General features: G+C 72.2%; 28 protein-coding genes. 11 read left to right on the plus strand and 17 right to left on the minus strand.

From position 1 onward, the window contains the following. Positions 1–7: 7 nt before the first annotated feature. The 5 genes from V1258_RS11200 to V1258_RS11220 all read right to left on the minus strand — a co-directional run bounded on the left by V1258_RS11200 (position 8) and on the right by V1258_RS11220 (position 3,320). Complete coding sequence (locus tag V1258_RS11200) at positions 8–382, minus strand: hypothetical protein (RefSeq protein ID WP_329749762.1); 375 nt, start codon at positions 380–382, stop codon at positions 8–10. Next, on the minus strand, positions 379–1,149 hold the full coding sequence (locus V1258_RS11205; protein ID WP_329749763.1) for a copper homeostasis protein CutC: 771 nt from the start codon (positions 1,147–1,149) through the stop codon (positions 379–381). Before V1258_RS11205 ends, V1258_RS11200 begins: the two co-directional genes overlap by 4 nt. Beyond that, positions 1,146–1,541 (minus strand): sterol carrier family protein, encoded by a 396-nt coding sequence (locus V1258_RS11210; protein ID WP_329747224.1) that lies wholly within the window; start codon positions 1,539–1,541, stop codon positions 1,146–1,148. Before V1258_RS11210 ends, V1258_RS11205 begins: the two co-directional genes overlap by 4 nt. After that, complete coding sequence (locus V1258_RS11215) at positions 1,538–2,824, minus strand: adenylosuccinate synthase (RefSeq protein WP_329749764.1); 1,287 nt, start codon at positions 2,822–2,824, stop codon at positions 1,538–1,540. Before V1258_RS11215 ends, V1258_RS11210 begins: the two co-directional genes overlap by 4 nt. Positions 2,825–2,894: 70 nt before the next feature. Continuing rightward, positions 2,895–3,320: a DUF3151 domain-containing protein gene (locus V1258_RS11220; protein WP_329749765.1), complete on the minus strand. Its 426-nt coding sequence runs from the start codon at positions 3,318–3,320 to the stop codon at positions 2,895–2,897. 56 nt (positions 3,321–3,376) lie between these two features. Between V1258_RS11220 and V1258_RS11225 the strand changes: the two genes are divergently transcribed. Then, positions 3,377–5,011: a phosphotransferase gene (locus V1258_RS11225; protein ID WP_329749766.1), complete on the plus strand. Its 1,635-nt coding sequence runs from the start codon at positions 3,377–3,379 to the stop codon at positions 5,009–5,011. 1 nt (position 5,012) lies between these two features. Then, the gene (dtd, locus tag V1258_RS11230; protein WP_329749767.1) at positions 5,013–5,438 is read left to right on the plus strand and encodes a D-aminoacyl-tRNA deacylase; all 426 of its coding nucleotides are present in this window, start codon (positions 5,013–5,015) and stop codon (positions 5,436–5,438) included. A gap of 24 nt (positions 5,439–5,462) precedes the next feature. Here the strand turns inward: dtd and V1258_RS11235 are convergent, their stop codons facing one another. Next, a complete protein-coding gene (locus V1258_RS11235; RefSeq protein ID WP_126984671.1) occupies positions 5,463–6,134 on the minus strand; it encodes an HAD hydrolase-like protein in 672 nt (223 codons plus the stop codon). Between the two features lie 194 nt (positions 6,135–6,328). Between V1258_RS11235 and V1258_RS11240 the strand changes: the two genes are divergently transcribed. Further along, positions 6,329–7,075, plus strand: a complete 747-nt coding sequence (locus V1258_RS11240; RefSeq protein ID WP_329749768.1) for a phosphoglyceromutase — start codon at positions 6,329–6,331, stop codon at positions 7,073–7,075. Positions 7,076–7,144: 69 nt separating this feature from the next. Here V1258_RS11240 and V1258_RS11245 read toward each other — a convergent pair whose 3' ends face one another. After that, on the minus strand, positions 7,145–8,800 hold the full coding sequence (locus tag V1258_RS11245) for a helicase HerA-like domain-containing protein (protein WP_329749769.1): 1,656 nt from the start codon (positions 8,798–8,800) through the stop codon (positions 7,145–7,147). Positions 8,801–8,890: 90 nt separating this feature from the next. Here V1258_RS11245 and V1258_RS11250 point away from each other — a divergent pair, with 90 nt between their 5' ends. Beyond that, positions 8,891–9,901 carry an acyltransferase domain-containing protein gene (locus tag V1258_RS11250; RefSeq protein WP_329749770.1) on the plus strand — a complete coding sequence of 337 codons (1,011 nt, stop codon included), beginning with the start codon at positions 8,891–8,893 and terminating at the stop codon, positions 9,899–9,901. A 23-nt stretch (positions 9,902–9,924) separates the two neighbouring features. On the opposite strand, the gene V1258_RS11255 is transcribed toward V1258_RS11250, so the two are convergent. After that, positions 9,925–10,527 (minus strand): TetR/AcrR family transcriptional regulator, encoded by a 603-nt coding sequence (locus V1258_RS11255; RefSeq protein ID WP_329749771.1) that lies wholly within the window; start codon positions 10,525–10,527, stop codon positions 9,925–9,927. Positions 10,528–10,697: 170 nt separating this feature from the next. On the opposite strand from V1258_RS11255, the gene V1258_RS11260 reads away from it, so the two are divergent. Both V1258_RS11260 and V1258_RS11265 read left to right on the plus strand, forming a co-directional pair. Next, positions 10,698–12,428, plus strand: coding sequence for an MDR family MFS transporter (locus tag V1258_RS11260; RefSeq protein ID WP_329749772.1), 1,731 nt, complete (start codon positions 10,698–10,700; stop codon positions 12,426–12,428). A gap of 172 nt (positions 12,429–12,600) precedes the next feature. Beyond that, positions 12,601–13,698, plus strand: a complete 1,098-nt coding sequence (locus tag V1258_RS11265) for a GNAT family N-acetyltransferase (protein WP_329749773.1) — start codon at positions 12,601–12,603, stop codon at positions 13,696–13,698. Positions 13,699–13,844: 146 nt separating this feature from the next. Here the strand turns inward: V1258_RS11265 and V1258_RS11270 are convergent, their stop codons facing one another. Continuing rightward, positions 13,845–14,090, minus strand: coding sequence for a hypothetical protein (locus tag V1258_RS11270; RefSeq protein WP_329749774.1), 246 nt, complete (start codon positions 14,088–14,090; stop codon positions 13,845–13,847). Positions 14,091–14,195: 105 nt separating this feature from the next. On the opposite strand from V1258_RS11270, the gene V1258_RS11275 reads away from it, so the two are divergent. Then, on the plus strand, positions 14,196–14,498 hold the full coding sequence (locus V1258_RS11275; RefSeq protein ID WP_329749775.1) for a hypothetical protein: 303 nt from the start codon (positions 14,196–14,198) through the stop codon (positions 14,496–14,498). Here V1258_RS11275 and V1258_RS11280 read toward each other — a convergent pair. From V1258_RS11280 to V1258_RS11295, 4 genes are all read right to left on the minus strand, one after another. After that, on the minus strand, positions 14,467–14,856 hold the full coding sequence (locus tag V1258_RS11280; RefSeq protein WP_329749776.1) for a hypothetical protein: 390 nt from the start codon (positions 14,854–14,856) through the stop codon (positions 14,467–14,469). The two genes, V1258_RS11275 and V1258_RS11280, sit on opposite strands and share 32 nt — an antisense overlap. Positions 14,857–15,041: 185 nt before the next feature. Further along, entirely contained in the window at positions 15,042–16,643 is a 1,602-nt protein-coding gene (gene guaA, locus V1258_RS11285) for a glutamine-hydrolyzing GMP synthase (protein ID WP_329749777.1), read from the minus strand. Between the two features lie 18 nt (positions 16,644–16,661). Then, complete coding sequence (locus V1258_RS11290; RefSeq protein ID WP_329747209.1) at positions 16,662–17,060, minus strand: DUF3817 domain-containing protein; 399 nt, start codon at positions 17,058–17,060, stop codon at positions 16,662–16,664. Between the two features lie 3 nt (positions 17,061–17,063). After that, a complete protein-coding gene (locus tag V1258_RS11295) occupies positions 17,064–17,879 on the minus strand; it encodes an SURF1 family protein (protein WP_329749778.1) in 816 nt (271 codons plus the stop codon). 142 nt (positions 17,880–18,021) lie between these two features. Here V1258_RS11295 and pta point away from each other — a divergent pair, with 142 nt between their 5' ends. The 3 genes from pta to V1258_RS11310 are packed head-to-tail and all read left to right on the plus strand — an operon-like array spanning position 18,022 to position 22,227. Next, the gene (gene pta / locus V1258_RS11300; protein WP_329749779.1) at positions 18,022–20,133 is read left to right on the plus strand and encodes a phosphate acetyltransferase; all 2,112 of its coding nucleotides are present in this window, start codon (positions 18,022–18,024) and stop codon (positions 20,131–20,133) included. Further along, positions 20,130–21,395, plus strand: a complete 1,266-nt coding sequence (locus V1258_RS11305; protein ID WP_329749780.1) for an acetate kinase — start codon at positions 20,130–20,132, stop codon at positions 21,393–21,395. Before pta ends, V1258_RS11305 begins: the two co-directional genes overlap by 4 nt. 19 nt (positions 21,396–21,414) lie before the next feature. Further along, complete coding sequence (locus tag V1258_RS11310) at positions 21,415–22,227, plus strand: pyrimidine reductase family protein (RefSeq protein ID WP_329749781.1); 813 nt, start codon at positions 21,415–21,417, stop codon at positions 22,225–22,227. Here V1258_RS11310 and V1258_RS11315 read toward each other — a convergent pair. Further along, positions 22,158–22,688: a hypothetical protein gene (locus V1258_RS11315; protein WP_329749782.1), complete on the minus strand. Its 531-nt coding sequence runs from the start codon at positions 22,686–22,688 to the stop codon at positions 22,158–22,160. The genes V1258_RS11310 and V1258_RS11315 overlap by 70 nt on opposite strands. Before the next feature lie 165 nt (positions 22,689–22,853). On the opposite strand from V1258_RS11315, the gene V1258_RS11320 reads away from it, so the two are divergent. Continuing rightward, positions 22,854–23,423, plus strand: coding sequence for a hypothetical protein (locus V1258_RS11320; RefSeq protein ID WP_329749783.1), 570 nt, complete (start codon positions 22,854–22,856; stop codon positions 23,421–23,423). A gap of 40 nt (positions 23,424–23,463) precedes the next feature. Here the strand turns inward: V1258_RS11320 and V1258_RS11325 are convergent, their stop codons facing one another. The 3 genes from V1258_RS11325 to guaB all read right to left on the minus strand — a co-directional run bounded on the left by V1258_RS11325 (position 23,464) and on the right by guaB (position 26,990). Further along, positions 23,464–24,573 carry a GuaB3 family IMP dehydrogenase-related protein gene (locus V1258_RS11325; RefSeq protein ID WP_329749784.1) on the minus strand — a complete coding sequence of 370 codons (1,110 nt, stop codon included), beginning with the start codon at positions 24,571–24,573 and terminating at the stop codon, positions 23,464–23,466. Positions 24,574–24,613: 40 nt separating this feature from the next. After that, the gene (locus V1258_RS11330; protein WP_329749785.1) at positions 24,614–25,324 is read right to left on the minus strand and encodes an exonuclease domain-containing protein; all 711 of its coding nucleotides are present in this window, start codon (positions 25,322–25,324) and stop codon (positions 24,614–24,616) included. A gap of 166 nt (positions 25,325–25,490) precedes the next feature. After that, positions 25,491–26,990, minus strand: a complete 1,500-nt coding sequence (guaB, locus tag V1258_RS11335) for an IMP dehydrogenase (RefSeq protein ID WP_329749786.1) — start codon at positions 26,988–26,990, stop codon at positions 25,491–25,493. Between the last annotated feature and the right edge of the window lie 8 nt (positions 26,991–26,998).

Here is a 26,998-nt window from a genome sequence, read left to right on the forward strand (position 1 = left end):
GCGCGGTTCAGGATCTCGGCGTCCGCGGGCCCCGGTGGCGGATCGCATCGATCAGCGCGGCGATCGCGGCGAGCGGGACGCCGACGAACATGATCGCCAGCAGGATCAGGTTCAGGACCGAGGGCAGGTCCGGCAGTCCGAGGAAGGGTGAGGCCAGGAGCGCGCCGACGGCGGGCACCGCGAGGCAGATCGCGACCCACAGCCCGAGGGCGGGGGTGCGTCCGCGGCGCACGAACACCGCGGTGCTGGTCTCCGTTGTGTCCGACGCATCCGTCGTGTCCGTCACGTCCGGGGACTCCGTCTCCGCGGGCGCGGCCTCCGGGGTTCCGGTCCCCGCGGCGGTCTGCGGGTCCTGCGCGGTGGGGTCGTCCTGGGGGTTCACAGCACTCCTGCGGCCTCGACCGCGGCGGTCGCCACGGCCGGATCGGTGGTGGAGGAGCCGGCGGTGCGTGCGGAGAGGTGCACGGAGCCGACGCCGGTGGCGCGCACGAGGGGGACCACGTCCGCGGGACGCACCCCTCCCCCGGCGCAGATCTCGAGCAGGTCCTCGGCAGCCTCGACCATGAGCGCGAGGTCCGCCGCGCCGTCGAGGGCGCGCGCCGCGCCGCCCGAGCTCAGCACCCGGTGGACACCGAGGCCGAGCAGGGTGGTGACAGCCTCCGCGCGCGCCGCGGCGTCCGGCAGGACGTCGACGGCCCGGTGGCAGGTAAAGGTCACGCCGCGGGCGGCGGACTGGGCGGCGCGCAGCGCCCCGTCGCGGATCGTCTCGAGACCGGGCACGTCGAGGGCCCCGTCTGCCGTGAGCGCGCCGAGGACGACGCCCGCGGCGCCCGCGGCGACGGTCTCGGCCGCCTGCTCCGCCATGAGCTCGATCTCCTCGTCGGTGTAGACGAACTCCGCGGGACGTCCTAGGAAGTCGCCCTCGCCGGCGCGGCAGCGGATCAGCACGTGCACGTCGAAGTGGGGCTTCGCGTCCCGGGCCGCGACCAGCGCGGCGGCCCGCTCGACGCAGGCGCGGACCAGCTCGGGCGGTGGGGTGATCCCGCCGCGGTCGAGGTCGGTGCACAGCTCGACGCGGTCCGCGCCGGCCGCTGCGGCGGTCTCGAGCCCGGCCAGGTCCTGGACCGCGATCTCGACGGCGATGCTCATGACTCCTCCGGGGTGCGGACGGCGCGGCGTGCCCCGGGCAGCGGCAGCATCTCGGAGAGGTCGCTGCGCTCCCCGCTCGCGCGGACGCGGCCGTCGGCGACCGCCTCCGCCCAGGTCACGGAACCGGTCGCGAGACCCAACCAGGTCTGCGCGTCGGTCTCCACCACCGCGGGCGGGGTGCCGCGGGTGTGCCGGGTGCCGGCGATCGCCTGCACCGCGGCGAAGGGCGGCACGCGCACCTCGACGGCCCCACCGGGGTACTCCTCGGCGAGGTCCTCCAGGGTCGAGCGGACGGCCGGGGCGAGCACGGTGCGAGGTGCGGTGCCAGGGTCGAGGGCCCAGGCCCGCAGCGCCGCCCGCCCGGTCCCGGGATCGGTGCGGCGAGGACTCACGGCAGCAGGTCGTGGACCGCGATGGTGTCGGCCCGGTCGGGGCCCACGCCGATCGCGCTGATGCGGCAGCCGGCGAGCTCCTCGAGGCGGCGCACGTAGTTCTGCGCGTTCTCGGGCAGGTCCTCGAAGGTCCGCGCCTCGGAGAGGTCCTCGCTCCAGCCGGGCAGGGTCTCGTAGACGGGCACCGCATGGTGGAACTCGGTCTGGGTCATCGGCATCTCGCGGTGGATCACGCCGTCCACGTCGTAGCCGGTGCAGATCGGGACCTCGTCGATCCCGGTGAGCACATCGAGCTTGGTGAGCACGATGTCGGTGAAGCCGTTGATGCGCACTGCGTGGCGGATCATCAGGGCGTCGTACCAGCCGCAGCGGCGGGGACGGCCGGTGTTCACGCCCACCTCGCCGCCGGTCTTCTGCAGGTACTCGCCCCACTTGTCCTCGAGCTCGGTGGGGAACGGACCCGCACCCACACGGGTGGTGTACGCCTTGACGATGCCGATCACCCGGTCGATCCGGGTGGGGCCGACGCCGGTGCCGGTCACGGCGCCGCCCGCGGTCGGGTTGGAGCTGGTCACGAAGGGATAGGTGCCGTGGTCGACATCCAGGAAGGTGGCCTGGCCGCCCTCCATCAGGACCACCTCGCCGCGGTCGAGGGCATCGCCGAGCAGCACGGTGGTGTCCACCACCATCGGGCGCAGGCGCTCCGCGTAGGACAGCAGCCCGTCGACGATCTCGTCGACCTCGACCGCGCGACGGTTGTAGAGCTTGACCAGCAGCTCGTTCTTCTGGCGCAGGGCGCCCTCGACCTTCTGGCGCAGGATCGACGCGTCGAAGAGGTCCTGGACGCGGATCCCGAGGCGGCCCACCTTGTCGATGTAGGCGGGCCCGATGCCGCGGCCGGTGGTGCCGATCGCGCGCTTGCCGAGGAAGCGCTCGGTCACCTTGTCGAGGGTCTGGTGATAGGGGGCGACGATGTGCGCATTGGCGCTGATGCGCAGCCGCGTGGTGTCCACGCCACGCGCCTCGAGCACTCCGATCTCCTCGAAGAGCGCCTCCAGGTTGACCACCACGCCGTTGCCGATCACCGGGGTGACCTGCGGGGACAGGATGCCTGCGGGAAGGAGCTTGAGCTCGAACTTCTCCCCCGCGACGACCACGGTGTGCCCGGCGTTGTTGCCGCCGTTGGGCTTGACGACGTAGTCGACGCGCTCTCCGAGCAGGTCGGTCGCCTTCCCCTTCCCCTCGTCGCCCCACTGGGCTCCGACGATCACGACGGCGGGCATGGCGACTCCTGGGGCGAGGGGTGGGGTGCGGGTGCAGGACCTCGGCGATCCTACCAAGCAGAGGCTGGGCTCAACGGAGCAGGGTCGGGTCGGCCTCGCGGACGAAGTCGGCGATCCGATCGGCCTCGACGGTATCGCCGATGCGGGACGAGGCCTCGCCCAGCATCACCAGGGCGCGGAGGAAGCCCCGGTTGGGGGCGTGGGAGGCGGGGATCGGGCCCTGGCCGCGCCAGCCCGCCCGACGTAGCGCATCGAGTCCGCGGTGGTAGCCGGTGCGGGCGTAGGCGTACGCCTGGACGTCCTCGCCGTCGGCGAGCGCCTCCTCGGCCAGGGTCGCCCAGGCCAGCGGGGACTCGGGGTGCCGCGCGGCGACGTCGAGGGGCTCGGCGTCCTCGAGCTCGGCGGCGACCTCGACGTCCACGAAGTCGTCGGGGAGCCGGGTCTCGGGGATCCCCAGGAGGTTGGTGCCGGTGAGGTTGTCGGTACGATCAGCCATGCACGCATCGTAGGCGCCGTCGCCTGACGATCCCTCGGACCGAACAGAAAAGACCTATGGCACGAACGCAGGACGGCTCGGAGCTCCTCACCGGGCCCGGAGCAGGGGGGCTGCTCCGCTCCGCCGTCGGGAACTCCGGCGGGGTGCTGCACAGCTGGCAGCTCGACCATGTCGATCACCGACCCGGTCGCAGCACCAAGGCCCTCTACCGCACCATGGTGTCGTGGCCCGAGCTCGACGGCCCGCAGGCTCCGGCCCGCGAGGAGCTCTTCGGAGCGAGCGCCCACATCGGCGAGCGCGAGAAGGACCTCTACGTCGCCGAGCAGACCCTGGTGATGACCGACGGCGACATCAACGTCCGGGTGTGGCGCTATCCCCACGACCCGTGGCTGCCGATGCTGCCGCAGGTCTGCTACCCCGATGTGGTCGGTCGGACCCTCGCCGGGCTCGGCGTGACCCTCGGCCCGGACCCGACGGCCCCGATCGTCATCGACGTCGTCTCCTACCGGCCCGGGCGCCGCGCCGTGCTGCGCGCCGCACAGGGAGGTCATGCGGTCTTCCTCAAGGTGATGCAGCCCCATCGCAGCGGCGAGATCGTGGATCGGCACGAACGGCTGCTGGCCGCCGGGGTGCCGGTGCCGACGGTGATCGCCCACCACGACGGCCTGGTGGTGCTCGAGGAGCTCCCCGGGCGCCCGCTCTCCCGGGCCGTGATCGACGAGGGCGTGGACGCCTGCCGCGCCGAGGACCTGGTCGCCCTGCTGGACCGGCTGCCGGCCTCGATGTACCCGCTGCCGCTGCGCCCGCCGTGGACGGACTCGGTCGAGTTCTACGCCGGGATCGTCGCCTCCTCGCTGCCCTCGCTCGGGCCACGCCTCGATGCCCTCGTGCGCACGATCCGCGACGGCCTCGCCGCCCTCGAGCAGCGCATGGACATGCGCCCGCACGACGTGGTGCACGGCGACTTCTACGAGGCGCAGGTGTTCGTGCAGGACGGTCGCGTGGTGGGGATGCTCGACATCGACACCGTCGGCCCGGGCCGCCGTGCGGACGACCTCGCCTGCCTCCTGGCCCATCTCAGCGTCCTCGCCGACTACGGCAACGCGGGACGGATCGACCGCGCGATGCAGGAGCGGGTCGAGCTCGCGATCCGCACCTGGCACACGGTCTTCGCCGATCGCGTGGATCCCACCGAGCTCGCGCTGCGCTCGGCCGGCGTGGTGCTGTCGCTGGCCACCGGTCCGCATCGGCAGCAGGAGGCCGCGTGGGAGGCGGCGACCGAGGCGATCGTGCGCGTCGCCGAGGAGTGGGTCTCGGCCGCGCGCTCCGCCGAGACGGCCCGCCTCGCGCGGACCCCTCCCCCCGCTGCGGCACCGGTTCCCGCGACGCCCTCCGCGCCTGCCGTCCCGTCCGCCACACAGCCCGCGCCGGTCCCGTCGGCGGCACCGTCCGCACGGTCCGCAGCCGTCCCGTCGGCCGCACCGTCCGCCCCCGTCCCGTCGGCCGCACCGCGCTCGGCCGGGCCGGAGTCCGCCGCACCTCCCCGGCATTCCGCCCCCGCACCGTCGGCCGGGCCGGTGCCGTCCGCCGGTCCGGTGCCGTCGGCGGCCCCGGACCCCGCAGGCCCGTCGGACCCCGACGACGACGCCCCCACGCAGGAGCGTCGCATCAGCTCGATCCTGCCCCGCTGACGTGCGCGCGGTGCTGCAGCGGGTCGACGGGGCCCGGGTCGAGGTCGACGGCGACGTCGTCGGCGAGATCACCGGCGAGGGCCTGCTCGCCCTCGTCGGCGTGACCCACGACGACGGGCCCGAGCAGGTCGCCCTGATCGCCCGGAAGATCGCCGAGCTGCGGATCCTCGCGGGCGAGCGCTCGGTGCTCGACGCCGGGGCCTCCGTGCTGGTCGTCTCCCAGTTCACGCTCTACGCCGACGTGCGCAGGGGCCGCCGCCCCTCGTGGAGCGGCGCCGCGCCCGGTGCGATCGCCGAGCCCCTCGTCGAGCAGGTCGCCGACGCCCTCCGCGAGCGCGGGATCACGGTCGCGACCGGCCGCTTCGGGACCCACATGCGGGTGGGTCTGACCGGCGACGGACCGGTGACGATCCTGCTCGAGGCCTGAGCACCCGGAGCCTCGGCTGGAGGATCAGCCGCGCAGCATCCGGTGGAGCTCGGGGACCGTCGCGGCGTAGGGCAGGTCGGCGGCGCGCTCGGCGTCCCCGCCGTAGCCCCAGCCCACCAGCACCGCGTCGAGGCCGTGCACGGCGGCACCTTCCGCGTCGTGCAGCCGGTCCCCCACCATCACGGCCCCGTCGGCCGCGGAGACGCCGAGCCGCTCGAGGACGCTGGCGATCACCTGCGCCTTGTGGGTGCGGCCCGCGGCGAGATCGGTGCCGCCGATCAGGTCGAGGTCCGCGGTGAGGCCCTGGTGCTCCAGCACCCTGCGCGCTGTGGTCTCGGGCTTGTTGGTCGCGATCGCGACGGTGCGGCCGTCGGCCCGCAGCCCGGAGATGAGGTCCGCCATCCCGGCGTAGGGGACGCTGAACGTGTATCCCTCGGCGAGGTAGTGGTCGGTGTAGGCCAGGCGCAGCGCCTCGGCCCGCTCGGCGTCCAGCCCCAGCTCGGAGCGGAAGGAGTCCACCAGCGGCGGCCCGATGAAGGACTGCAGGCGCTCCGCACCGGGATGCTCCTCGCCGCAGGCGGCGAAGGCGTGCTCGAGGGCGGCGAGGATGCCGGGCGCCGACTCGACGACGGTGCCGTCCAGGTCAAGCAGCACGACGGGCACGGAGGTGAGATCACGGGAGGTCACTGCGGTCATGGCCCGACCATATCCAGGAGGCCGGTCATCGGCCTCGATGGCCCGAGGCGCGGGCACCGGGCCGATGGCGAGCCGCGGCCCGGCCGGCACCCGCGCCGCCGAGCGCCCGCCGGCCGCGTCGGGATTCGACCCCGCCCATGGCCACCGATGGCCACCGAATGCACGGCCGGCCTCGGCCCGCGTAGGCTGGGCCCATGACCTACACACTCGTGCTGCTCCGCCACGGCGAGAGCGACTGGAACGCCAAGAACCTGTTCACCGGCTGGGTCGACGTGGCCCTCACCGAGAAGGGCCGCGAGGAGGCCGCCGGCGGCGGTCGCCTGCTGAAGGAGGCCGGCATCCTCCCCGATGTCGTGCACACCTCGCTGCAGCGCCGCGCGATCATGACCGCGAACCTCGCCCTCGACGCCGCGGACCGCCACTGGATCCCGGTGCGCCGCGACTGGCGCCTCAACGAGCGCCACTACGGGGCGCTCCAGGGTCTGGACAAGACCGAGATCCGCGAGAAGTACGGCGAGGAGCAGTTCATGGCGTGGCGCCGCTCCTATGACACCCCGCCGCCGGAGATCGAGTTCGGCTCCGAGTTCTCCCAGGACCAGGATCCGCAGTACGCCGATCTCGGCGAGAAGCTGCCGAAGTCCGAGTGCCTCAAGGACGTCGTCGAGCGCTTCCTCCCCTACTGGGAGGAGGGCATCAAGCCCGATCTGGCCGACGGCAAGACCGTGCTGATCGCCGCCCACGGCAACTCGCTGCGCGCGCTCGTGAAGTACCTCGACGGCATCTCCGACGAGGAGATCTCGGGCCTGAACATCCCCACCGGCCAGCCGCTCGTGTACGAGCTCGACGAGGACTTCCAGCCCGTCGAGAAGGGCGGCCGCTACCTCGACCCGGTCGCCGCGAAGGCCGCCGCCGAGGCCGTCGCCAACCAGGGCAAGAAGTGAGCTGACCCCAGCCGACGAGAACGGCGCCCCCACCGAGCGGTGGGGGCGCCGTGTCGTTGCCACGGGCCGTCAGCGCCTCCGACGGGTGCCGAACAGGCCGCGCGTGATCTCGCGGCCCAGCACGGTCCCGGCCGAGCGCAGGAAGGACTTCACGGCGGGGTTCTGGAAGAAGCCCTCGTCCTTGCTCGCCGTCTTCGCGGCGGGCTTCGCGGCCCGCTCGGCCGGAGCGGCCGTGCCGTCGGCCGCGGGGCCGGCACCCTTCCCCGCTGCGGCGTCCTGGGCCTCGGCCTCCTTCGCGGCCCGCTGCTGCAGGATCTCGTAGGCGGACTCGTTGTCCACGGCGGTGCCGTACTGCGCCTGCAGCGGGGAGGCGGCGACGGCGGCCGTGATCACCTCGGCACCGGCCGGCTCCATCGAGCTCTCCGGTGCCCGCACGGCGGTGATCGCGACGGGCGTCGGCGCGCCGTCCTCGCTCATCACGGTCACGATCGCCTCGCCGGTGCCGAGCGCCGGGATGACCTCCTCGAGGTCGTGCTCGGAGGTGGGGAAGGTTTTCGCGGTGGCCTTGAGCGCCTTCGCGTCGTCCGGGGTGAAGGCGCGCAGCGCGTGCTGGACGCGGTTGCCCAGCTGGGCGAGGACGTCGCCGGGGATGTCCTTCGGGGTCTGGGTGATGAAGAAGATGCCGACGCCCTTGGAGCGGATCAGCCGCACCGTCTGGACCACCTGGTCCAGGAACGCCTTGGAAGCGTCCTTGAACAGCAGGTGCGCCTCGTCGAAGAAGAACACCAGCTTCGGCACCTCGGCATCGCCGACCTCGGGCAGCTCCTGGTACAGCTCGGCCAGCATCCACATCATGAAGGTCGAGAACAGGGCGGGTCGGGAGGCGACGCCGGGGAGCTCGAGGCAGGAGATGATCCCGGTGCCGCCCTGTGTGCGCAGCAGCTGCTGGGTGTCGAAGGCGGGCTCGCCGAAGAAGACGTCCGCGCCGGAGGCCTCGAAGGCGGTGAGGCTGCGCAGGATCACCCCGGCGGTCGCGCTCGAGATCCCACCGATGCCCTTGAGTTCGCCCTTGCCCTCGTCGGAGGTGAGGAACTGGATGAGGGCGCGGAGGTCCTTGAGGTCCAGGAGCGCGAGCCCCTGCGCGTCGGCGTAATGGAAGATCAGCCCGAGCGAGGACTCCTGGGTCTCGTTGAGCTCGAGCACCTTGGACATCAGCACCGGCCCGAAGTCGGAGACGGTGGTGCGGATCGGGACGCCCTCGCCCTGCCCGCCCAGGGTGTAGAACTCCGTCGGCGCGGCGCGCGAGACCCACTCCTGGCCGCGGGCGGCGGCGCGCGCGGTGAGCTTCTCCGAGGCGGCACCCGGCACGGCGATGCCCGAGAGGTCGCCCTTCATGTCCGCGACGAAGACCGCCGCCCCGGCATGGGCGGCCTGCTCCGCGATGACTTGGAGGGTGCGGGTCTTGCCGGTGCCGGTCGCGCCCGCGATGAGGCCGTGGCGGTTGAGCATCGCGACCGAGAGGTTCACCGGCACGCTCGGATCCGGCTCCCCCGCGCCGCCGTCCGCGAGGAGGGCGCCGAGGTGGATGCGCGCCCCCTCGAAGGCGTAGGCGCTGCGGATCTGCTCGGCCTCGGCGGAGCCGGCGGGCACGGCGGGAGCCGCGGCGGGAGCCTCGGGCGCCGCCTGCGGCTCGGGGACGGCGGAATCCTGCTGCGGGCTGGTCATCGGGGCCTCCTCGCCGGCGGACCGGCTGCATCGCGATCGGGACGGGTCGATCGTAGCGGGGTGGCGGGGATCACCCAGTACCGTGGCCCCATGACCACCGCCCCACCCGTGCTCGTCGAGTCCGAGGACGAGCTCGAGCCCGCCGCGGTAGCGGCCATGCTCACCGCGCCGTCCTATCCCTCGCTGCTCGAGCTGCTCGGCATCATCGGCGCCGACGCCGAGGACCTGCTGCCCCTCGTCGGTCCGGCGACCGCGGACCACGCGCTCCTCGCGGAGGTCACCTCGCTCGCGAACCAGCTGCGCGCCGCCGCCGGGCTCGAGGTGCCCGAGGTCGACCTCGCCGCCCGCAAAGATGAGCTCGACGCTCTCCAGCAGGGCATCGCCCCGGGTGAGGGGCTGCTCGCGATCCTCGCGCTCACCGTCTCCACCGCGACAGTGCGGCGCTGGCATGGCGCCCGCGGGCTCTCCCCGGAGCTGTCGTGGACGGTCCTCGCGGATCTCGGCCGGCAGATGCGGGTGCACCGCACGGGTACGGGGCGGCTGGGCCTGCACCAGCTGAACTGGGTCACCGGGAACTGGGCGGGCCGTCTGGTGCACCTGGGTCGGCTGCAGTTCGACCTGAGCCGTCGGCGCGTCGCCCGGCTCGAGCACGGCGCGGAGCGCACCGGCCCGGACGAGCCGCAGCGCTGGGTCGTCGGCACCCACATCCCCGCGACGGGCCCCCTGGACCCCGCCGAGGTGGACGCCTCCTTCGACGCCGCCGTCGCCTACTTCACCGAGCACTACGCCGATCTGAACGCGGACCGCCCGGCCGACGCCCCGCGCTTCGGCCACGAGTTCACCTGCGACTCCTGGCTGCTGAGCGACCAGTTCGAGGAGATCACCGGGTCCGAGTCGAACCTCGCCCGCTTCGCCGCGCGCTGGCAGCTGATCGGCACCGACCCCCAGGGGGCCGACGGCGCCCTCTTCTTCACCTTCGGGCTGCGCCCGCCGGTGGATCCCGCCGCGCTCCCGCGCCGCACCCGGCTCGAGCGCGGCGTGGCCGATCGCCTGGCCGACGGGCGGGGCTGGACCACCGGGAGCGGTCGCCTGCTGCGCTGACTCCCCCGGGCACCCGGCCCGCCTCAGAGGTCCCGGGCGCGCTCGTGGTAGAGCTCGATCACCTGGTCGAAGGCGAGCACGGGGTCGATACCGCGGCGCATCGAGATCGCGAAGGCGCTGCGGGTGAGCGCGAAGCTGACCTGCACGACGATGATCGCGAGCTCCCGGGAGTACTCCTCCTCGAGCGCCTCGTCGAGCACGTCGACGAGGTCGGTCTGCATCGCCTGCAGATTGCCGGTGGAGATCGAGTGCAGGCTCGGCTCCTGCGCCATGACCCGCTTCTTCAGCTCACGCAGCTCGGGGTCGACGGGGATCCGGGAGATGCCCTCACGGATGACGGCCAGCAGGGCGGCCCGCACCGGCAGCGTCTCGAGCTTCTCCCGCAGGGATGCGACGGCTCGCGGCCCCTCGTCCCCGACGACGCCGAGAATCGCGGACTCCTTCGTGGACCAGTGGTTGAAGAAGGTGCGGGGAGAGACGCCCGCGCGCCGGGCGATCATCTCGGAGGTCACCCCCGAGAGCCCGTCCTCGGCGACCAGCTCGAGGGCCGCCCGGTGCATCGCCAGCCGGGTCGCGTGCTTCTTCTGTTCCCGTAGCCCGGCGGGTGCGGTCTCGTTCTCGCTCACGGGGACATCGTAGGTCCGAGAGATCACAGAATCTGCACTCGATGCAATAGTGCAGTCAATGCAACAACCAGTTAGCATGGCTTCGTCGAGGCACGAGGACGTGCAGCGGCCGCCGACGCACCTCCCGCGCGCGCCATCCGCATCCGTCCACTCATCTCCCCGAGGTACTCGTGAGCACATCTCCCACCGCGACCACGACGCCGGCCGCCTTCACCGGCCTGGACCGCCAGGGCAAGCTCGTCTTCGTCGGCCTCATGCTCGGCATGTTCGTCGCCTCCCTCTCCCAGACCATCGTCGGCCCCGCGCTGCCGCGGATCGTCGCCGAGCTCGGCGGCGTGGAGTACTACAGCTGGATCGCGACCGCCGCGATGCTGGTCTCCGCCGTCGCGGTGCCGATCGTCGGCAAGCTCTCCGACCTCTACGGCCGCCGCTGGTTCTATCTCGGGGGGCTGGCCGTCTTCATGATCGGCTCGATCCTCTCGGGCATGGCGACCGACTTCTGGTTCCTGGTCTTCGCCCGCGCGGTGCAGGGTCTGGGCATGGGCACCCTGATGCCGCTGAGCCAGACGATCATCGGCGACATCATCCCGCCGCGTCAGCGCGGCAAGTACCAGGGCATCATGGGCGCCGTCTTCGGCGTGACCTCCGTGGTGGGCCCGCTGATCGGCGGCACGGTCACCGACAACCTGGGCTGGCGCTGGCTGTTCTACCTGACCCTCCCCATCGGCATCGCCGCCTTCGTGTTCATCCTGCGCTTCCTGCACCTGCCCACCTCTGCGCAGCACGGCAAGGTCGACTACCTCGGCATGATCACCCTGACCCCCGGGCTCGTGATCGGACTGCTCGCCACCACCTGGGGCGGCAACAACTACGCCTGGGACTCGGGCGTGATCATCGGGATGTACGCGGTGGCCGCCGCCTTCCTCGTCGCCTTCGTGATCATCGAGACCCGCGTCGAGGAGCCCCTGCTCCCGATGCACCTCATCACCCGCCCCGTGGTCGCCCTCTCCGTCGCCGCCTCCTTCGCGATCGCCGTGGCGATGTTCGGCGCGATCATCTACATCCCCGTCTACGCGCAGGGCGTCATGGGCGTCTCGGCCACCAACTCCGGCGCGATCCTCATCCCGCTGTCGGTGGCGATGATCCTCACCTCGATCCTGGTGGGTCTGCTCATCACCCGCTTCGGCACCTACAAGATCTTCCTGGTCCTCGGCGGAGCTGTGCTGGTGGGCGGCTACCTGCTGCTGGCCGACATCCAGTACGGCGACTCCCCCTGGCATCTCACCCTCGCCATGGTCGTGATCGGCCTGGGCCTGGGCCTGTCGATGCAGGTGTACACACTGGTGGTGCAGAACGCGGTGCCACAGAAGGAGCTCGGCATCGCCACCGCCTCGATCCAGTTCTTCCGCAACATCGGATCGACCATCGGCACCGCCGTGCTCGGCACCGTGATGGCTTCCCGGATGGGCCCGGCCATCGAGGAGCAGCTCAGCAGCCTGCCGCCGGAGCAGCTCGCTGCCCTGCAGCAGTCCGGCGGCAGGGCGGACGCCTCCTCGCTCGAGGCTTCCGTGCTGGATCCCGCGGCGCTCGCGCAGCTGCCGGAGTTCCTCGTGGAGCCGATCCGCGCGGGCATGGGCGACGCGATGCACGGCGTCTTCCTCACCGCAGTGCCCTTCGTGGTCCTCGCGCTGTTGCTCTCGCTGTTCGTCAAGCAGGTCCCGCTGCGCGACACCCTGCACGACGCACCCTCAGGGAGGGATGCCGAGACGGAGCACGAGCTCCTCGACACCACCACGGGCGCCCTGGCCGAGGTGGGGGCGAGCGAGTCCGTCACCACCACGGGCGAGATCCGCGTGGTCGACCCCGCGACCGCGCAGCAGGGCGATCCCGCGCGACGCTGATCACCGCCTGCTCGGCCTCATCCTCGAGACCACCGCTCCTCCCATCCCGGAGGGTCGGTGGTCTCGTCGTTCTCGGCCCCGGAGCATGCGCGGGACACGCGACGCGTCCGTGGGTCCGCGCGGCGTGGTCGCGGGCCGAAGTCCGGACAGGCCTCCATGACACGATGGACGGATGCTGCTCGTGGATCACTTCCCGCCCATCCTGCCCGCCACCCTCGCGGACCGGCTCGCCACGCGCCTGCCGCTCGCGGCCGACGTCGCCCCGGTGACCGCACTGCTCACCGCCGCGCTGCGCCGCCACGACCCCGAGGCCGCGGCCGACGAGACCGCGCTGCGCTCCCGCATGGTGGGGCTGAAGTCCTGGTCCCGCCGCCAGGTGGTCGTCGTGCCCGTCGGCGCCGACGGCTCCCCCTCCCTCGACCAGCCGCCGCTCGCCTGGATCGCACTCGAGGACCGCGCGAGCGGGCGCACCAACGTTCAATTCGTGATCGCCGCCGACGCTCCCGAGCGGGAGGCCCTCGCCGCCTCGCTGCTGGACTGGGCGGTCGAGGTCGGCGGCTCCTTCGCCCGTGCCCGCGGCGTGGAGGCCACCAAGCTCACCACCGACGCGAACGAGCTCGACACCGACCGTGCACAGCTCCTCGCCGCGGCCGGCTACGAGATGGTGCGCTCCTGGCTGCACATGCGCCGCCCCGTCGCCCCCGAGGAGGCGACCTCGCTACCCGCCCCGCGCGAGGGCACGCGGGTGCGGCGCGTGCATCGGCACGACTCGGGACTGCCCGTCGCGCAGGACGTCCGCACTGTGCACCGGATGCTCGAGAAGTCCTTCGCCGACCATTTCAACTCCTACCGCGAGTCCTTCGCCGAGTTCGTCCAGCGCCTCATCGAGGCCCCGGACGAGGCGGACTGGGACCACTGGTGGATCGCGGAGATCGAACGGGAGGGGCGCTGGCTGCCCGCTGGCGGCCTCGTCGCCGCCCCGATGAAGGCCACCCCGACCCGCGGCGCGGGCACGTACCTGGAGTACCTGGGCGTGCACCGCAGCGCCCGCGGCCACGGGATCGCGAAGTCGCTTCTGCGCGCCGCGATCCGCGATGCCGCCGAGCGCGGACGCGTGTTCGTGGACCTCGAGGTCGACGACGACTCCCCCACCGGCGCCGACGGGATCTACGCCTCGATGGGTTGGGAGACCTTCGAGCGCACCCGCTCCTGGCACGCCGTCGCCCCCGCGCATCCCTCGCGGCTGCTCGAGCCGCCATCGGCGATGTAAGACCACTTCCGCCCATCAACTGAGCGTGAACATACGCCAGACGTATACTGGAGCTCAGTAAAGGGAGTCGTCGTGAAAGATCTTGAGCTCGTGAGGACGATCGCGAGAGCTCCCCTGCGCACGATGCGGTTCCGGGACCCGCAGGCTCACGGCACGAACACGTGGCGCCAGCTGGACTCGCTCGTCGCCAGCGGCGCCCTCCTCCGCCTGTCCACCGCGACCTGGAACGCCTCGACGCCGTGCTCGAGAACACCGAGCTCGGCCGAGCACTGGTCACAACATCGAAGCAGACGCATGTCGACCTCCTGCTGCGCCCCGGCCAGGGTGACGCTCTCGAGGTCGCACGGCTCGCGGCCGACCAGCTCCTCCCTCAGCTGGATCGCGAGAGCCACGACGATGGGCCGGGAGACCTTCGAACGGACCCGCTCTCGGCACGCCGTTGCTCTGTCCCACCCCACGCGGCTGCCCGAGCCGCCGATGGCCTGAGCGCCCCCGTCATGGCTCCCCAGGTGGTGTGCCTGTGCGGCTCGCTGAGGCTCGCCGCGCTGTTCCGCGCGGAGAGGCGTCGTCTGACGGCCCAGGGCGTGATCGTCCTGGGTCCGGAGGAAACGGAGCATGAGCTGACCGCCGAGCATCGCGCGATGCTCGGAGAGCTGCACCTGCGCAGGATCGATCTCGCAGACGAGGTGCGGATCATCAGCGTCGACGGATGCCTCGGAGAGGCGACGCGTCGGGAGATCGACTACGCGAGGTCCCGCGGAAAGGTCCTCAGCGCCGTCGAGCCCGATCTGCTCCGCTGACCTCGGCCGTCCGCGCGTCGGGGACGGGCAGCGGCCAGTGCTCCTCGTGCGTGAGCGGGACGGCGACGACCTGGACCTCGTCCTCGTAGACGATCCGACCCGGCTTCTCGGTCCGAAGCTCGACCCAGGGGATCTCGTAACGGTCCAGCAGCGCTACGTATCCGCTCGTCATGTCCAGGAGCTCGCGGGCCTCCGCCCTGAACCAGGAGCGCGCGCCCGGGTTCGTCGTCGGGCTGTAGCAGTCCCGGATCTCGCTGCTCGGATCCGTGTAGGCGAGCTCGGCGCGCGCGTTCTGTTGGCGCAGCCATTCCTCGTCCGCAGCGGACAGCAGGCCCGCTCGGCGGAGGCCGTTGGTCATCGCGAAAACGCCGGGAAACCTGCCCCGCCCATTCGGGACCGCGCTCTGGAATCGATGGAACACCTCTCCAGCCTACTCACGGGGGCATGATGGCGCATACGAACGAGCCGGGGCCCGAGCCTGCGCGCGATGCGGCGGCCCGGGCCCCGGTTAGTCCTCGGAGTGCGCGGCTCAGACCGCCGCGCTCACTCCCACTCGATGGTCCCCGGGGGCTTCGAGGTGATGTCGAGGGTGACGCGGTTGATCTCGCGGACCTCGTTGGTGATGCGGGTCGAGATGCGCGAGAGCACCTCGTAGGGCACCTTGGCCCAGTCGGCGGTCATCGCGTCGTCGCTCGTGACCGGGCGCAGCACGACCGGGTGGCCGTAGGTGCGGCCGTCGCCCTGCACGCCCACGGAGCGGACGTCGGCCAGGAGCACGACGGGGCACTGCCAGATGCTGCGGTCCAGGCCGGCGGCGGTCAGCTCGGCGCGGGCGATCGCGTCGGCCGTGCGGAGGATGTCCAGGCGCTCCTTGGTGACCTCGCCGATGATGCGGATGCCGAGGCCGGGGCCCGGGAAGGGCTGGCGCCAGACGATCTCGTCGGGAAGGCCCAGCTCGGAGCCGACGGCGCGGACCTCGTCCTTGAACAGGGCGCGCAGCGGCTCGACGAGCTCGAAGGAGAGGTCCTCGGGCAGGCCGCCCACGTTGTGGTGGCTCTTGATGTTCGCCGCCCCCTCGCCGCCGCCGGACTCGACGACGTCGGGATAGAGGGTGCCCTGCACCAGGAATGCCTTGGCCTCGACATGCGCCGAGTCACCCTCCCCCTCCACGACGCCCTGCTCACGGAGGATGTCCGCCTGGGCGCCCTCGAAGGAGCGGATGAACTCGCGGCCGATGATCTTGCGCTTCTCCTCGGGGTCGGTGACCCCGGCGAGCGCGGCGAGGAACTGCTCCTCGGCGTCGACCATGACGAGCCGTGCCCCGCCGGTGGACTCGCCGAAGGCCTTCTCGATCTGCGCGGACTCGTCCTGGCGCATGAGGCCGTGGTTCACGTACACGCAGGTGAGGCGGTCTCCGATGGCGCGCTGCACAAGCGCGGCGGCCACGGCGGAGTCGACGCCGCCGGAGAGGCCGCAGATCGCGGTGCCCTCGCCCACCTGGGCGCGGATCCGCTCGACCTGCTCCTCGATGACGTTGCCGGTGGTCCAGGTGGGCTCGATGCCCGCGCCGCGATGCAGGAAGTTCTCGAGCACCTCCTGGCCGCGGTCGCTGTGGCCCACCTCGGGGTGCCACTGGACGCCGTAGAGGCGCCGCTCGGTGTCCTCGAAGGCGGCGACGGGCGCGCCCGCGGAGGTGGCGACCACGCGGAAGCCCGACGGTGCGGCGGTCACGGAGTCGCCGTGGCTCATCCACACGTTCTGGTCGAGGTCCTGGGCGCGCAGCAGCTGCGAGTTGGCGTCGATCTCCTCGAGCCGGGTCGCGCCGTACTCGCGCACGCCCGTCGGGGCGACGGTGCCGTCGAGGGCGGCGGCCATCGACTGGAAGCCGTAGCAGAGGCCGAGCACGGGCACGCCGGCCTCGAGCAGGGCCGGGTCGAGGCGCGGAGCGCCCTCCTCGTACACGGAGGAGGGGCCGCCGGAGAGGATGATCGCGCGGGGCTGTTTCGCGAGGACGTCCGCGACGCTCATGCTGTGCGGGACGACCTCGGAGTAGACGCGGGCCTCGCGCACGCGACGGGCGATGAGCTGGGCGTACTGGGCGCCGAAGTCGACGACGAGGACGGGGCGCTGGTCGGTGTCGGTCACCCGGATGAGTCTACGTGCTCAGGCGTCCTGGTCCTGCAGGGTGGGACGCCGGGCGAGATCGCGCTCGACGGCCTGGTGCGTCCAGCGCTCGCCGAAGAAGGAGAGCACCGGCACGACGCCGAAGAGCATCAGCAGCAGCATGCGCGGCAGGCTCCAGCGCATCTTCATCCACAGGTCGAAGCCGAGGATCACGTAGATCATGTAGATCAGCCCGTGGATCGGGGACCAGATCGAGGAGATGTGCTCCCAGGTCGGGGAGGTCGAGGTGAACCAGGCGTCGCCGCCGAAGACCAGGTAGCGCATGGTCATGATGCCCACGAGCACCAGCAGCGCGATGCCCTCCACGATCGAGGCCACGCGGAAGCGGGCGAAGGAGGTGCGGGCGGCGGTGGCGTCGAGGGGGCGGGGGGTGGGCACGGGTCACACGTCCTTGGTCGGGGTCTGGATCGGGGCGGGGGTCGTGGCCGCGAGCCGCTCCTCGAGCGCCTCCCGCTGCGCGGCGAGCTCGTCGAGGTACGCCTGGCGCACGGAGCGCCACCACAGGTAGAGGAAGAAGGCGCCGAAGAGCACCCACTGCGCGGAGTAGCCGATGTTCTGCCAGTCCAGTCCGCGGGTGAAGGCGGAGCCGCCCTCGGGCATCGGGCGGAGGCCCTCGGCGGTGTCGGTCTGGGCGACGTACCCGGCGTACATCGGGGCACCCCACTCGTTGACCAGCAGCGGAGTGGCGATCTCGGCGGCGACGCCGTCCGTCACTCCGCCGGTCGCGGACTCGCTCGCCTCGAGCCGCCCGGTCACCTCGACCTCCCCTGCGGGGGCGGCGGGCGCGAGCGCGGGGTCGATCTCCCCGTCGGCCCCAGTGACCTCGGCGGCCGGCACCCAACCGCGCGCGACGGGGAGCCGCGCCGTCGTGCCGTCGGCCGTGACGACCTCGAGGGCGGACACGACGATCACGGCCTCGGTGTCGTCGATCAGCCGGCCAGGCACGAGCACCTGCTCGCCGGGGAGGAACTCGCCGCGGGCGGTGACGATGTCGCCGACGATCTGGTTGGTCACCGCATCGCCCACCGCGAGGACCTGCTGGATCTCGCCGAGCTGCTGGGGGCCGTCCACCCGATCGGAGAGCGCGCGATGCGCCCGGTCCCACTGCCAGGTGGCGAGCAGCCCGCACACCACGGTCGCCGCGACCATCAGGGCGAGCAGCCCGAGGAAGCGGGGACGGAGGGCGGTGAGGAGCATGCGCCCATCGTAGGAGCGCGCCCTGTGAGGCGCGGCGACCGGGGTGCGGGTCCTCACACCTGCCACGACAGATCCGGGGGGACGCCGCTCGGGGGGACCTCGGGCCTCCCCCTCCCGCTCCCGCCGCCGTAGGCTGGAGGGCGTGTCGCAGAGTGTCTACATCGCCAGCCCTGAGGGGATGACCGGCAAGTCGATGGTGGCGTTCGGCCTCCTCGAAGCCCTCGCCTCCCGTTCCGATAGCGTCGGGGTGTTCCGCCCCGTGGTCAAGGCCGACGAGGCCCGCGACTACGCGATCGACCTCCTGACCGCGCACCCGGCGGTCACCCAGTCCTACGAGGACGCCGTCGGGGTGGACCACCAGTTGGTGCTGTCCGACCCGGAGGCCGCCCACGAGCAGATCCTGCGCCGCCACCGCGACCTCGCCGAGCGGTACTCGCTGCTGGTGGTCCTCGGCTCGGACTACGACGATCTCGCCAACCCCACCGAGCTGTCCTTCAACGCGGAGGTCGCCGCGAACATCGGCGCCCCGGTGGTGGTGGTGCTCTCCGGGATGGAGCGCAGCCCCGATCAGCTGGCGGCCCTCGCGGTCGTCTCCATCGGGGAGTTCACCTCGCACCATGCGAGCCCGATCGCGGTGGTCGTGAACCGCTCCGACCCCGCCTCGCTCGAGGCGATCCAGCGTGCCGTGGCCGACCGGGTCGAGGTGCCGCTGGTCGCCGCGATCCCCGAGAACCCCGTGGTGATGGCCCCGACGGTGCAGGCCATCAAGGACTCGGTCGACGGCACCCTGCTGCAGGGCAGCGAGGAGTGGCTGGGTCGCGTCTCGACGGGCACCGTGATCGCCGCGATGAGTCTGCCGAACGTGCTCAGTCGGCTCACCGAGAACTGCACCGTGGTCGCCCCCGGGGACCGCTACGACCTCCTGCCGGGCCTGGTCATGGCGCAGCAGTCGGGCACCTTCCCCTCGCTCGCCGCGATCGTGCTGACCGGCGGCTACGACGTGCCGGACGAGGTCAACCGCCTGATCGCCGGCGTGCAGCAGGATCTGCCGATCGTCGCGACCGAACTGGACACCTTCGACACGGCACTGCGGGTCTCCCGCACACGCGGCCGCCTCTCGGCGGGCAGCCCGCAGAAGGTCGACGCGGCCCGCCGCGCCGTCGGCGAGCACCTGCGCGCCGCCGAGCTGCTGGGCGTGCTCGACGTCGCCCGCAGCGAGGTGGTCACACCGATGATGTTCGAGTTCGAGCTGCTGGCCCGCGCCCGCGGGGAGAAGAAGACCATCGTGCTGCCCGAGGGCGACGAGCCGCGCATCCTCGCCGCGGCCGAGGCGATCCTCGCACGCGGTGTCGCCGCGCTCATCCTCCTCGGCGACGAGACGGCGATCCGCGCGAAGGCCGCTCAGCTCGGCCACGACGTCTCCGAGGCGCGGATCGTCTCGCCGCAGGATTCCGAGCTGCTCGAGAAGTACGCCGCCGAGTACACGCGGCTGCGCGCCCACAAGGGCATGACCCTCGAGAAGGCGCGGGACATCGTCCAGGACGTCTCCTACTTCGGCACGATGATGGTGCAGATGGGCGAGGCCGACGGCATGGTCTCCGGCGCCGTGCACTCGACGGCGCACACCATCCGTCCCAGCTTCGAGATCATCAAGACGAAGCCGGGCGCGAAGATCGTCTCCTCGGTGTTCCTCATGGCCCTCGAGGACCGCGTGCTGGTCTACGGCGACTGCGCCGTGAACCCGGATCCGACGGCCGAGCAGCTCGCCGACATCGCCGCGCAGTCCGCCGCCACCGCCGCGCAGTTCGGCATCGAGCCGCGCGTGGCGATGCTGTCCTACTCGACCGGCACCTCGGGCACGGGCGCCGACGTCGACAAGGTGCGCGAGGCAACCTCGCTGGTGCGCGCCGCGGATCCCTCGCTCGACGTGGAGGGCCCGATCCAGTACGACGCCGCGGTGGACGTCTCGGTCGCCAAGACCAAGCTTCCCGACTCCTCGGTGGCCGGGCGGGCGACGGTGTTCGTCTTTCCCGACCTCAACACCGGCAATAACACCTACAAGGCAGTACAGCGCTCCGCCGGCGCGATCGCGATCGGCCCTGTGCTGCAGGGCCTGAACAAGCCCGTCAACGACCTCTCCCGCGGCGCCCTGGTCGACGACATCATCAACACCGTGGTGATCACCGCGATCCAGGCCCAGGCGGCCGACGCGGAGTCCGCGGCCACCCCCACCGAGCAGAAGGACCACGCATGAGCGTCACCCCGTCGACCAGCACCTCCTCCGACAGCGCGGAGGGTGCCCCCCGCATCCCTGACGCTGCGACCGTCCTGGTGCTGAACTCGGGCTCCTCCTCGCTGAAGTTCCAGCTGCTGGATCCCGCCCGTGAGGAGGTCTTCGCCTCCGGCATCGTCGAGCGGATCGGCCAGGACCACGGCAGCGCCCGGCTCGAGACCGCTTCGGTCACCCAGCCGTACCAGGGCGAGGTGCCCGATCACGTGGTCGCCATGCAAGTGGTCATGCAGCTGTTCGAAGGGGCCGGGCTCTCCCTCGAGGAGGCGAACGTGGTCGCCGTCGGGCACCGGGTCGTCCAGGGCGGCGCGCGCTTCTCCTCCCCCACCCTCATCGATTCCTGGGTGCGGGACCAGATCGCGGATCTCGGCTCGCTCGCCCCGCTGCACAACCCGGCCGCCGTCGACGGGATCGACGCCGCTCGCCGGCTGTTCCCAGGAATCCCGCACGTGGCGGTCTTCGACACCGCCTTCTTCACCTCCCTGCCGGAGGCGGCGCGCACCTACGCGCTGAACAAGCAGGTCGCCGACGAGTACCGGATCCGCCGCTACGGCGCCCACGGCACGAGCCACCGCTACGTCTCCGAGCAGGTCACCGCCCACTTCGCAGCCCAGGGGAAGGGCGGCTCCGACTTGCGCCAGATCGTGCTGCACCTCGGCAACGGCGCCTCCGCCTCGGCGGTGCGCGGCGGGGAGCCGGTGGACACCTCGATGGGCCTCACCCCGCTCGAGGGCCTGGTCATGGGCACCCGCACCGGGGACATCGACCCGTCGGTGTACGCCCATCTCTCCCGCAGCGCGGGCATGGACATCGACGAGATCGACACCCTGCTCAACAAGCAGTCCGGCATGCAGGGCCTGTGCGGGATGAGCGACTTCCGCGACATCACCGCCGCGATCCGCGACGGGAACCAGGAGGCGGAGCTCGCCATGCAGGTGTACGTGCACCGCCTGCGCAAGTACGTCGGCTCCTATGCCTTCGCGCTCGGCGGGCTCGACGCGATCACCTTCACGGCCGGGATCGGCGAGAACGTGCCGGAGGTGCGCGAGCGGGTGCTGGCGGACCTCGAGGGCTTCGGGATCCGGCTCGATGCGGCCCGCAACGCCGAGCGGGCGAAGGGTGTGCGGGTCATCTCGGCCGACGACTCCGCGGTGACCGTGCTCATCGTCCCCACCGACGAGGAGCTCGCGATCGCGCAGCAGGCCCTCGCGGTCGCCCGCGGCTGAGGGTCGAGGCGAGAGCCCCATGGCCCGGATCGACGCGCTGTGGCCGGAGGCCGCCGAGGACCTCCGCGAGGAGCAGATCCTCGCGGCCTACGCGCCGCCGCAGGTCCCCTGGCTGCGGATGAACTTCGTCGAGAGCCTCGACGGGGCCGTGACCCGGGAGGGGCTCTCCGGCGGACTCGGCGGCGCCGCGGACCGCCTGGTCTTCGACCTGATGCGGTGGTGGGCCGACGTGGTCCTGGTCGGGGCGGGCACGGCGCGCACGGAGGGCTACGGGTCGATGCGCCTGCCCGACGACGCCGCGTCCTGGCGCCTCGCGCACGGCCTCGCGGAGCAGCCCGTCCTCGCCCTCGTCTCGGGTCGGCTCGACCTCGACCCGGCTTCGCCGCTCTTCGTCGGCGCCCCGGTCCGCCCGCTCGTGCTCACCGTCGGGGAGGCGCCCCGCCGGGCGAGGGAGCGTCTCGCGGAGGTGGCCGACGTGGTCGACGCCGGGACCTCCGTGGTCGATCCGGCCAGGGCCCGCGCCGTGCTGGCCGATCGCGGCCTCGGGCGGATCCACGCCGAGGGCGGGCCGACCCTCTTCGGCACCTTCCTCGCCGCGGGCGCGGTCGACGAGCTGTGCCTCACCCTCGCCCCGACGCTCGAGGCCGGGGGCGTGGGCCTGATCGCCCGTTCCCCGGAGTCCGCGCCGACCGCGATGCGGCTCGCCGGGATCCTCCGCGGCGACGACGAGCTGCTGCTGCGCTACACGGCCCGACCCGCGGATCAGGAGTCCCCGCGCGCCTCGGCGTCCGGGGACCCGTCCTCCTCCAGGACCGAGGCCCCGCTCTCGTAGACCGAGGTGGGCTGGTAGAAGCTGTAGGACGCCGCGGAGGAGGTGTACACCGAGCCGACGCCGTGCTCGGACGCCACCGGCTCGGTGCGGGGAGCGCCTGGCTCCTCCGTCGGCGCGGCAACACCCCCGGCGGCGCCCGTCGGAGCGCCCGCGGGATCCTCCCTCGCCGTCGCGGAACGTGCCGCAGCGGCGGTGAGCACCGAGGCCACGGCGGCGAGAGCCGCGGCACGGGCCGCGTCCTCCCGGGACGAGCGACCGCGCGGATCCGTGATCCTGTCCGCCGTCATCCCGGTCGCGGTCGACGCGCTCCGCCGGGTGCGCAGGACGGTCCCGGTCCGGGGGGTCGTCCCGCGGGTCCGCGGCTGATCGCTCCCGGCGCCGCCGTTCCCCGCGTTCGTGAGCTTGATCGTGACGGCGACGACCCCGAACATCACCAGCACGAACACGAGGATTGCCTCCATCGCCGCTCCCCCTGTCTCCTGCCGGATGTCTCCTGCCGATCCGGCACCGTCCCACCGCGGAACGGACTCAGTATGCCAGGCGCCGGCTCCGCACGACAACGCGTCGCCAGCCCGCTGGACAGCCGGATATCCTGTGCTCCGCGTCCGCACGACCGAGGGGAATCGATGTCCTATCCGCCCGTTTACGGCCTGACTCCTGACTACTCCCAGCTCCCGCCACGTCGACGCCGAGGGGTGAAGCGCACGGTGTTCGGCGCGCTCGGGCTGGTGGCCAATGCCGTCGGACTGGTCGTGATGCCGATCGTCGCGGCGGTCCTCAGCGGCGTGGTGCTCTACTCCGCCAATACCGAGATGACTCCGCTGGATCCTGCCGGGGACACCTTCGAGGCCTCGACCTGGTCGATGTACTCCATCGCCGTGCCGCAGGAGGACCTCGACACGACGACCTGCGAGATCAAGGGCGAGGACATCTCGGTCGAGCGCGCCGAGCCGTCGGACACGTCGTTGGGATCGGTCGACGGCGTGCCCTACTACGACCTCTACACGGTGACCGTCTTCGGCGACCAGGAGGTCAGCGTGACCTGCACCGGCGGCGAGGCCGTCGCGCTGTGGGGTGCGGGCATGGGCGGATTCCTCCTCACCGTCGGCGTCGGCTTCCTGCTCCCGGTGGTGCTGGGGTTCGTCGCGCTGGTGATGACGATCTGGGGGATCGTCGCCCTGGTCCGCTCCGCCTGAGCAGGGCTCCGCCCCTCCGCCGGGGAGGGAGCGGAGGGCCTCAGGCGGTGGTGACGACCTCGATGCGCTGGAACTCCTTGAGGTCCGTGTAGCCCGTCGTGGCCATCGCGTGGCGCAGGGCGCCGACCAAGTTGGTGGTGCCGTCGGCCGCGAGCGAGGGGCCGAAGAGGATCTGCTCGAGCGTGCCGGCGGTGCCGACCTGCACGCGGTGGCCGCGGGTCAGCGTCGGGTGGTGCGCCTCGCTGCCCCAGTGGTGGCCGCGGCCGGGGGCCTCCTCGGCCCGGGCGAGGGCCGCGCCGACCATGAGCCCATCGGCCCCGCAGGCGATCGCCTTGACGAGGTCGCCGGAGCGGCCCAGGCCGCCGTCGGCGATGACGTGCACGTAGCGGCCGCCGGACTCGTCCATGTAGTCGCGGCGCGCCGCGGCGACGTCCGCCACCGCGCTCGCGAGCGGCACGGTGATGCCGAGGGTCTCCTGGGTGGTCTGCGAGGCGCCGCCGCCGAAGCCGACGAGCACGCCCGCGGCGCCGGTGCGCATGAGGTGCAGGGCCGCGGTGTAGGTCGCGCAGCCGCCGACGATGACGGGCACGTCGAGCTCGTAGATGAAACGCTTGAGGTTCAGCGGCTCCCGACCGGTGGAGACGTGCTCCGCGGAGACCGTGGTGCCGCGGATGAAGAAGAGATCCACACCGGCGTCGACGACCGTCTTCCAGTGCTCCTGCGTGCGCTGCGGGGAGAGGGACCCTGCGGCGGTCACGCCCGCGTCGCGCAGCTGGCGGATGCGGTCGCGGATCAGCTCGGCCTGCACCGGGGCGGAGTAGGCCTCGCGCATGACGGCGACGACGTCCTCGTCGGAGGCGGCGGCGATGCGATCGAACTGGGCCGTCGGGTCCTCGTAGCGCGTCCACAGGCCCTCGAGGTCGAGCACGCCCAGCCCGCCGTGGCGGCCGAGCGCGATCGCCGTCTCGGGGGACATGAGGGAGTCCATCGGCGCGGCGAAGATCGGGATGTCGAAGTGGTAGGCGTCCACCTGCCAGGACGTCGAGACGTCCTCGGGGTCGCGCGTGCGCCGGGAGGGCACCACCGCCACGTCGTCGAAGCTGTAGCTGCGGCGTCCCCGCTTGTTGCGGCCGATCTCGATCTCGTTCATCACGCGGGGCAGTCTATCGGCGCGTGCCGATCCGGGACGCTCACAGCGGCCAGGTCTCCTTGGCGTCCGGGGTCTTCCCCTGCTTCTGCAGGTAGCGGTTGAAGCTCTCGGCGCTCTCGCGATGCCACGCGATCTGCTTCTGGTGCAGCTCGGCGAGGTCCGCCCGGGCGATCTCGGGGAACTTCGCGGCGAGCGCGCGCAGCACGTCGAGGGTCGCGGAGACGTCCACGTCGGCGGTGTGGAGCGCGCCGTCCTGCTGGACCCCGTACAGCTCGATCAGGTCCACGAGGCGGCGCTTGCCCTTCCGCCAGCGGTCCAGGGCCCGGTCGATCACGAGCGGGTCGACGACGGGGGCGATGTCGTGCCCGAGCCGCTCGGCGAGGGTGGGCAGGCCCAGGCGACGCAGCTCGTTCTCGAGGATCTGCAGGTCGAAGCTGCCGTTGAAGGCGACGATCGGCACATCCGCCCGGAGCGCGTCCGCGAGCATCTCCGCGACCTCGGCGAGGGCCTCGGCGGGCGCCATCCCGTGCTCCCGGGCGTGGGCGGTGGAGATGCCGTGCACCCGCTGCGCCGGCTCGGGGATGTCCATGCCGGGGTCGATCAGCCAGGTGGCGACCGTCTCGTGCGCCCGACCCGGCCCGACGGAGTGCACGAGCGCGACGGTGACGATGCGATCCGCGGCGACGTCGGTGCCGGTGGTCTCCGTGTCGAAACCGAGCAGGGGACGGTCCAGCCAGGAGGAGGTGCTCATGCCCCCACCCTAGGGGCACTCCCCCACGGACGAGCCCCTGCGGGCGGGACGGTGGACGGCGGGGTCCTGGGGAGGGATGATCCCCCTTTGACGGCCAGGTCCGCGACCGCTTCGGGGTGGTGTGGCTGATCGGGTTCGAGCACGGCGGCGACGAGGCCGCCCCGGCTCAGCGCGCCGAGTAGTTCGGGGCTTCCATGATCGCGGCCATGTCGTGCGGGTGGGACTCCTTGAGGCCCGCCGGGGTGATGCGCACGAACTGCCCGCGCTCCTTGAGCTCGGCGACATTCTGCGCGCCGACGTAGAACATCGACTGGTGCAGGCCGCCGACGAGCTGGTGCACGACGGAGCCGAGCTGCCCCTTGTAGGCGACGCGGCCCTCGATGCCCTCGGGGACGATCTTGTCGTCGCTGGAGACGTCGGCCTGGAAGTAGCGGTCCTTGGAGAAGGACTTCTTGCCGCGCGAGGCCATGGCGCCGAGCGAGCCCATGCCGCGGTAGGCCTTGAACTGCTTGCCGCCGACGAGGACGACCTCGCCCGGGGACTCCTCGGTGCCGGCCAGGAGGGAGCCGAGCATGACCGTGTCGGCGCCTGCCACGAGGGCCTTGGCGATGTCGCCCGAGTACTGCAGGCCGCCGTCGCCGATGAGCGGGACGCCCGCGGGCTTGGTGGCCTTGGAGGCCTCATGGATCGCGGTGATCTGGGGGACGCCGACGCCGGCGACCACGCGGGTGGTGCAGATCGAGCCGGGTCCCACGCCCACCTTGACCGCGTCGGCGCCCGCGTCGACGAGCGCCTGCGCGCCCGCGCGGGTGGCGACGTTGCCGCCGATCACCTGCACGCCCGCGAAGGCCGGATCGGACTTGATGCGGGCGATCATCTCGAGCGCCAGGCGGGCGTGGCCGTTGGCGGTGTCGACGACGAGCACGTCGACGCCGGCATCGAGCAGGGCCCCCGCGCGCTCGAGCGAGTCGCCGAAGAAGCCGACGCCCGCGCCGACGAGCAGGCGGCCCTGGGCGTCCTTGGAGGCGTCGGGGAACTGCTCGGACTTCACGAAGTCCTTCACGGTGATCAGGCCGGTGAGCTTCCCGTCGGCGTCGATCAGGGGGAGGCGCTCGCGCTTGTTCCGGCGCAGCAGGGCGGTCGCCTCCTCGTGGGAGACGTCGCTGGGGGCGGTGAACACCTCGGTGGTCATCACCTCGCCCACGCGGGTGGTGGCCCACTCGGCGACGGGGATGAAGCGCAGGTCGCGGTTGGTGCAGATGCCGAGGAGGCGCTTGTCCTCGTCGACCACCGGCAGGCCGGAGACGCGGTACTGACCGCAGACGGCGTCGAAGTCCTCGAGGGTCGCGTCCAGGCCGATGGTGACCGGGTTCGTGATGCGACCGGTCTGGGTGCGCTTGACCAGGTCGACCTGGTGGGCCTGGTCATCGATCGAGAGATTGCGGTGGAGGATGCCGATGCCGCCGTGGCGGGCCATGGCGATCGCCATGCGGGACTCGGTCACGGTGTCCATCGCGGCGGAGGCCAGCGGGATCCGCAGGGTGATCTCCTTGGTGAGCCGGCTGGAGGTGTCCGCCTCGGAGGGGATCACGTCGGTCTCCCCCGGCAGCAGCAGCACGTCGTCGTAGGTGAGTCCGATGAAACCGAAGGGATCCGCGCTCGTCATGCACCGAT

The sequence above is a fragment of the Brachybacterium sp. J153 genome, from assembly GCF_036311905.1.
Taxonomy (GTDB): domain Bacteria; phylum Actinomycetota; class Actinomycetes; order Actinomycetales; family Dermabacteraceae; genus Brachybacterium.

Excerpts from the sequence above, each read along its gene's own strand:
- V1258_RS11205 (WP_329749763.1), bottom strand. The coding sequence starts at position 1,149 with ATGAGCATCGCCGTCGAGATCGCGGTCCAGGACCTGGCCGGGCTCGAG.
- V1258_RS11215 (WP_329749764.1), bottom strand. The coding sequence starts at position 2,824 with ATGCCCGCCGTCGTGATCGTCGGAGCCCAGTGGGGCGACGAGGGGAAG.
- V1258_RS11220 (WP_329749765.1), bottom strand. The coding sequence starts at position 3,320 with ATGGCTGATCGTACCGACAACCTCACCGGCACCAACCTCCTGGGGATC.
- V1258_RS11225 (WP_329749766.1), top strand. The coding sequence starts at position 3,377 with ATGGCACGAACGCAGGACGGCTCGGAGCTCCTCACCGGGCCCGGAGCA.
- V1258_RS11235 (WP_126984671.1), bottom strand. The coding sequence starts at position 6,134 with ATGACCGCAGTGACCTCCCGTGATCTCACCTCCGTGCCCGTCGTGCTG.
- V1258_RS11240 (WP_329749768.1), top strand. The coding sequence starts at position 6,329 with ATGACCTACACACTCGTGCTGCTCCGCCACGGCGAGAGCGACTGGAAC.
- V1258_RS11245 (WP_329749769.1), bottom strand. The coding sequence starts at position 8,800 with ATGACCAGCCCGCAGCAGGATTCCGCCGTCCCCGAGCCGCAGGCGGCG.
- V1258_RS11250 (WP_329749770.1), top strand. The coding sequence starts at position 8,891 with ATGACCACCGCCCCACCCGTGCTCGTCGAGTCCGAGGACGAGCTCGAG.
- V1258_RS11265 (WP_329749773.1), top strand. The coding sequence starts at position 12,601 with ATGCTGCTCGTGGATCACTTCCCGCCCATCCTGCCCGCCACCCTCGCG.
- V1258_RS11275 (WP_329749775.1), top strand. The coding sequence starts at position 14,196 with ATGGCTCCCCAGGTGGTGTGCCTGTGCGGCTCGCTGAGGCTCGCCGCG.
- V1258_RS11280 (WP_329749776.1), bottom strand. The coding sequence starts at position 14,856 with ATGACCAACGGCCTCCGCCGAGCGGGCCTGCTGTCCGCTGCGGACGAG.
- V1258_RS11295 (WP_329749778.1), bottom strand. The coding sequence starts at position 17,879 with ATGCTCCTCACCGCCCTCCGTCCCCGCTTCCTCGGGCTGCTCGCCCTG.
- V1258_RS11305 (WP_329749780.1), top strand. The coding sequence starts at position 20,130 with ATGAGCGTCACCCCGTCGACCAGCACCTCCTCCGACAGCGCGGAGGGT.
- V1258_RS11310 (WP_329749781.1), top strand. The coding sequence starts at position 21,415 with ATGGCCCGGATCGACGCGCTGTGGCCGGAGGCCGCCGAGGACCTCCGC.
- V1258_RS11315 (WP_329749782.1), bottom strand. The coding sequence starts at position 22,688 with ATGGAGGCAATCCTCGTGTTCGTGCTGGTGATGTTCGGGGTCGTCGCC.
- V1258_RS11320 (WP_329749783.1), top strand. The coding sequence starts at position 22,854 with ATGTCCTATCCGCCCGTTTACGGCCTGACTCCTGACTACTCCCAGCTC.
- V1258_RS11325 (WP_329749784.1), bottom strand. The coding sequence starts at position 24,573 with ATGAACGAGATCGAGATCGGCCGCAACAAGCGGGGACGCCGCAGCTAC.
- V1258_RS11330 (WP_329749785.1), bottom strand. The coding sequence starts at position 25,324 with ATGAGCACCTCCTCCTGGCTGGACCGTCCCCTGCTCGGTTTCGACACG.
- guaB (WP_329749786.1), bottom strand. The coding sequence starts at position 26,990 with ATGACGAGCGCGGATCCCTTCGGTTTCATCGGACTCACCTACGACGAC.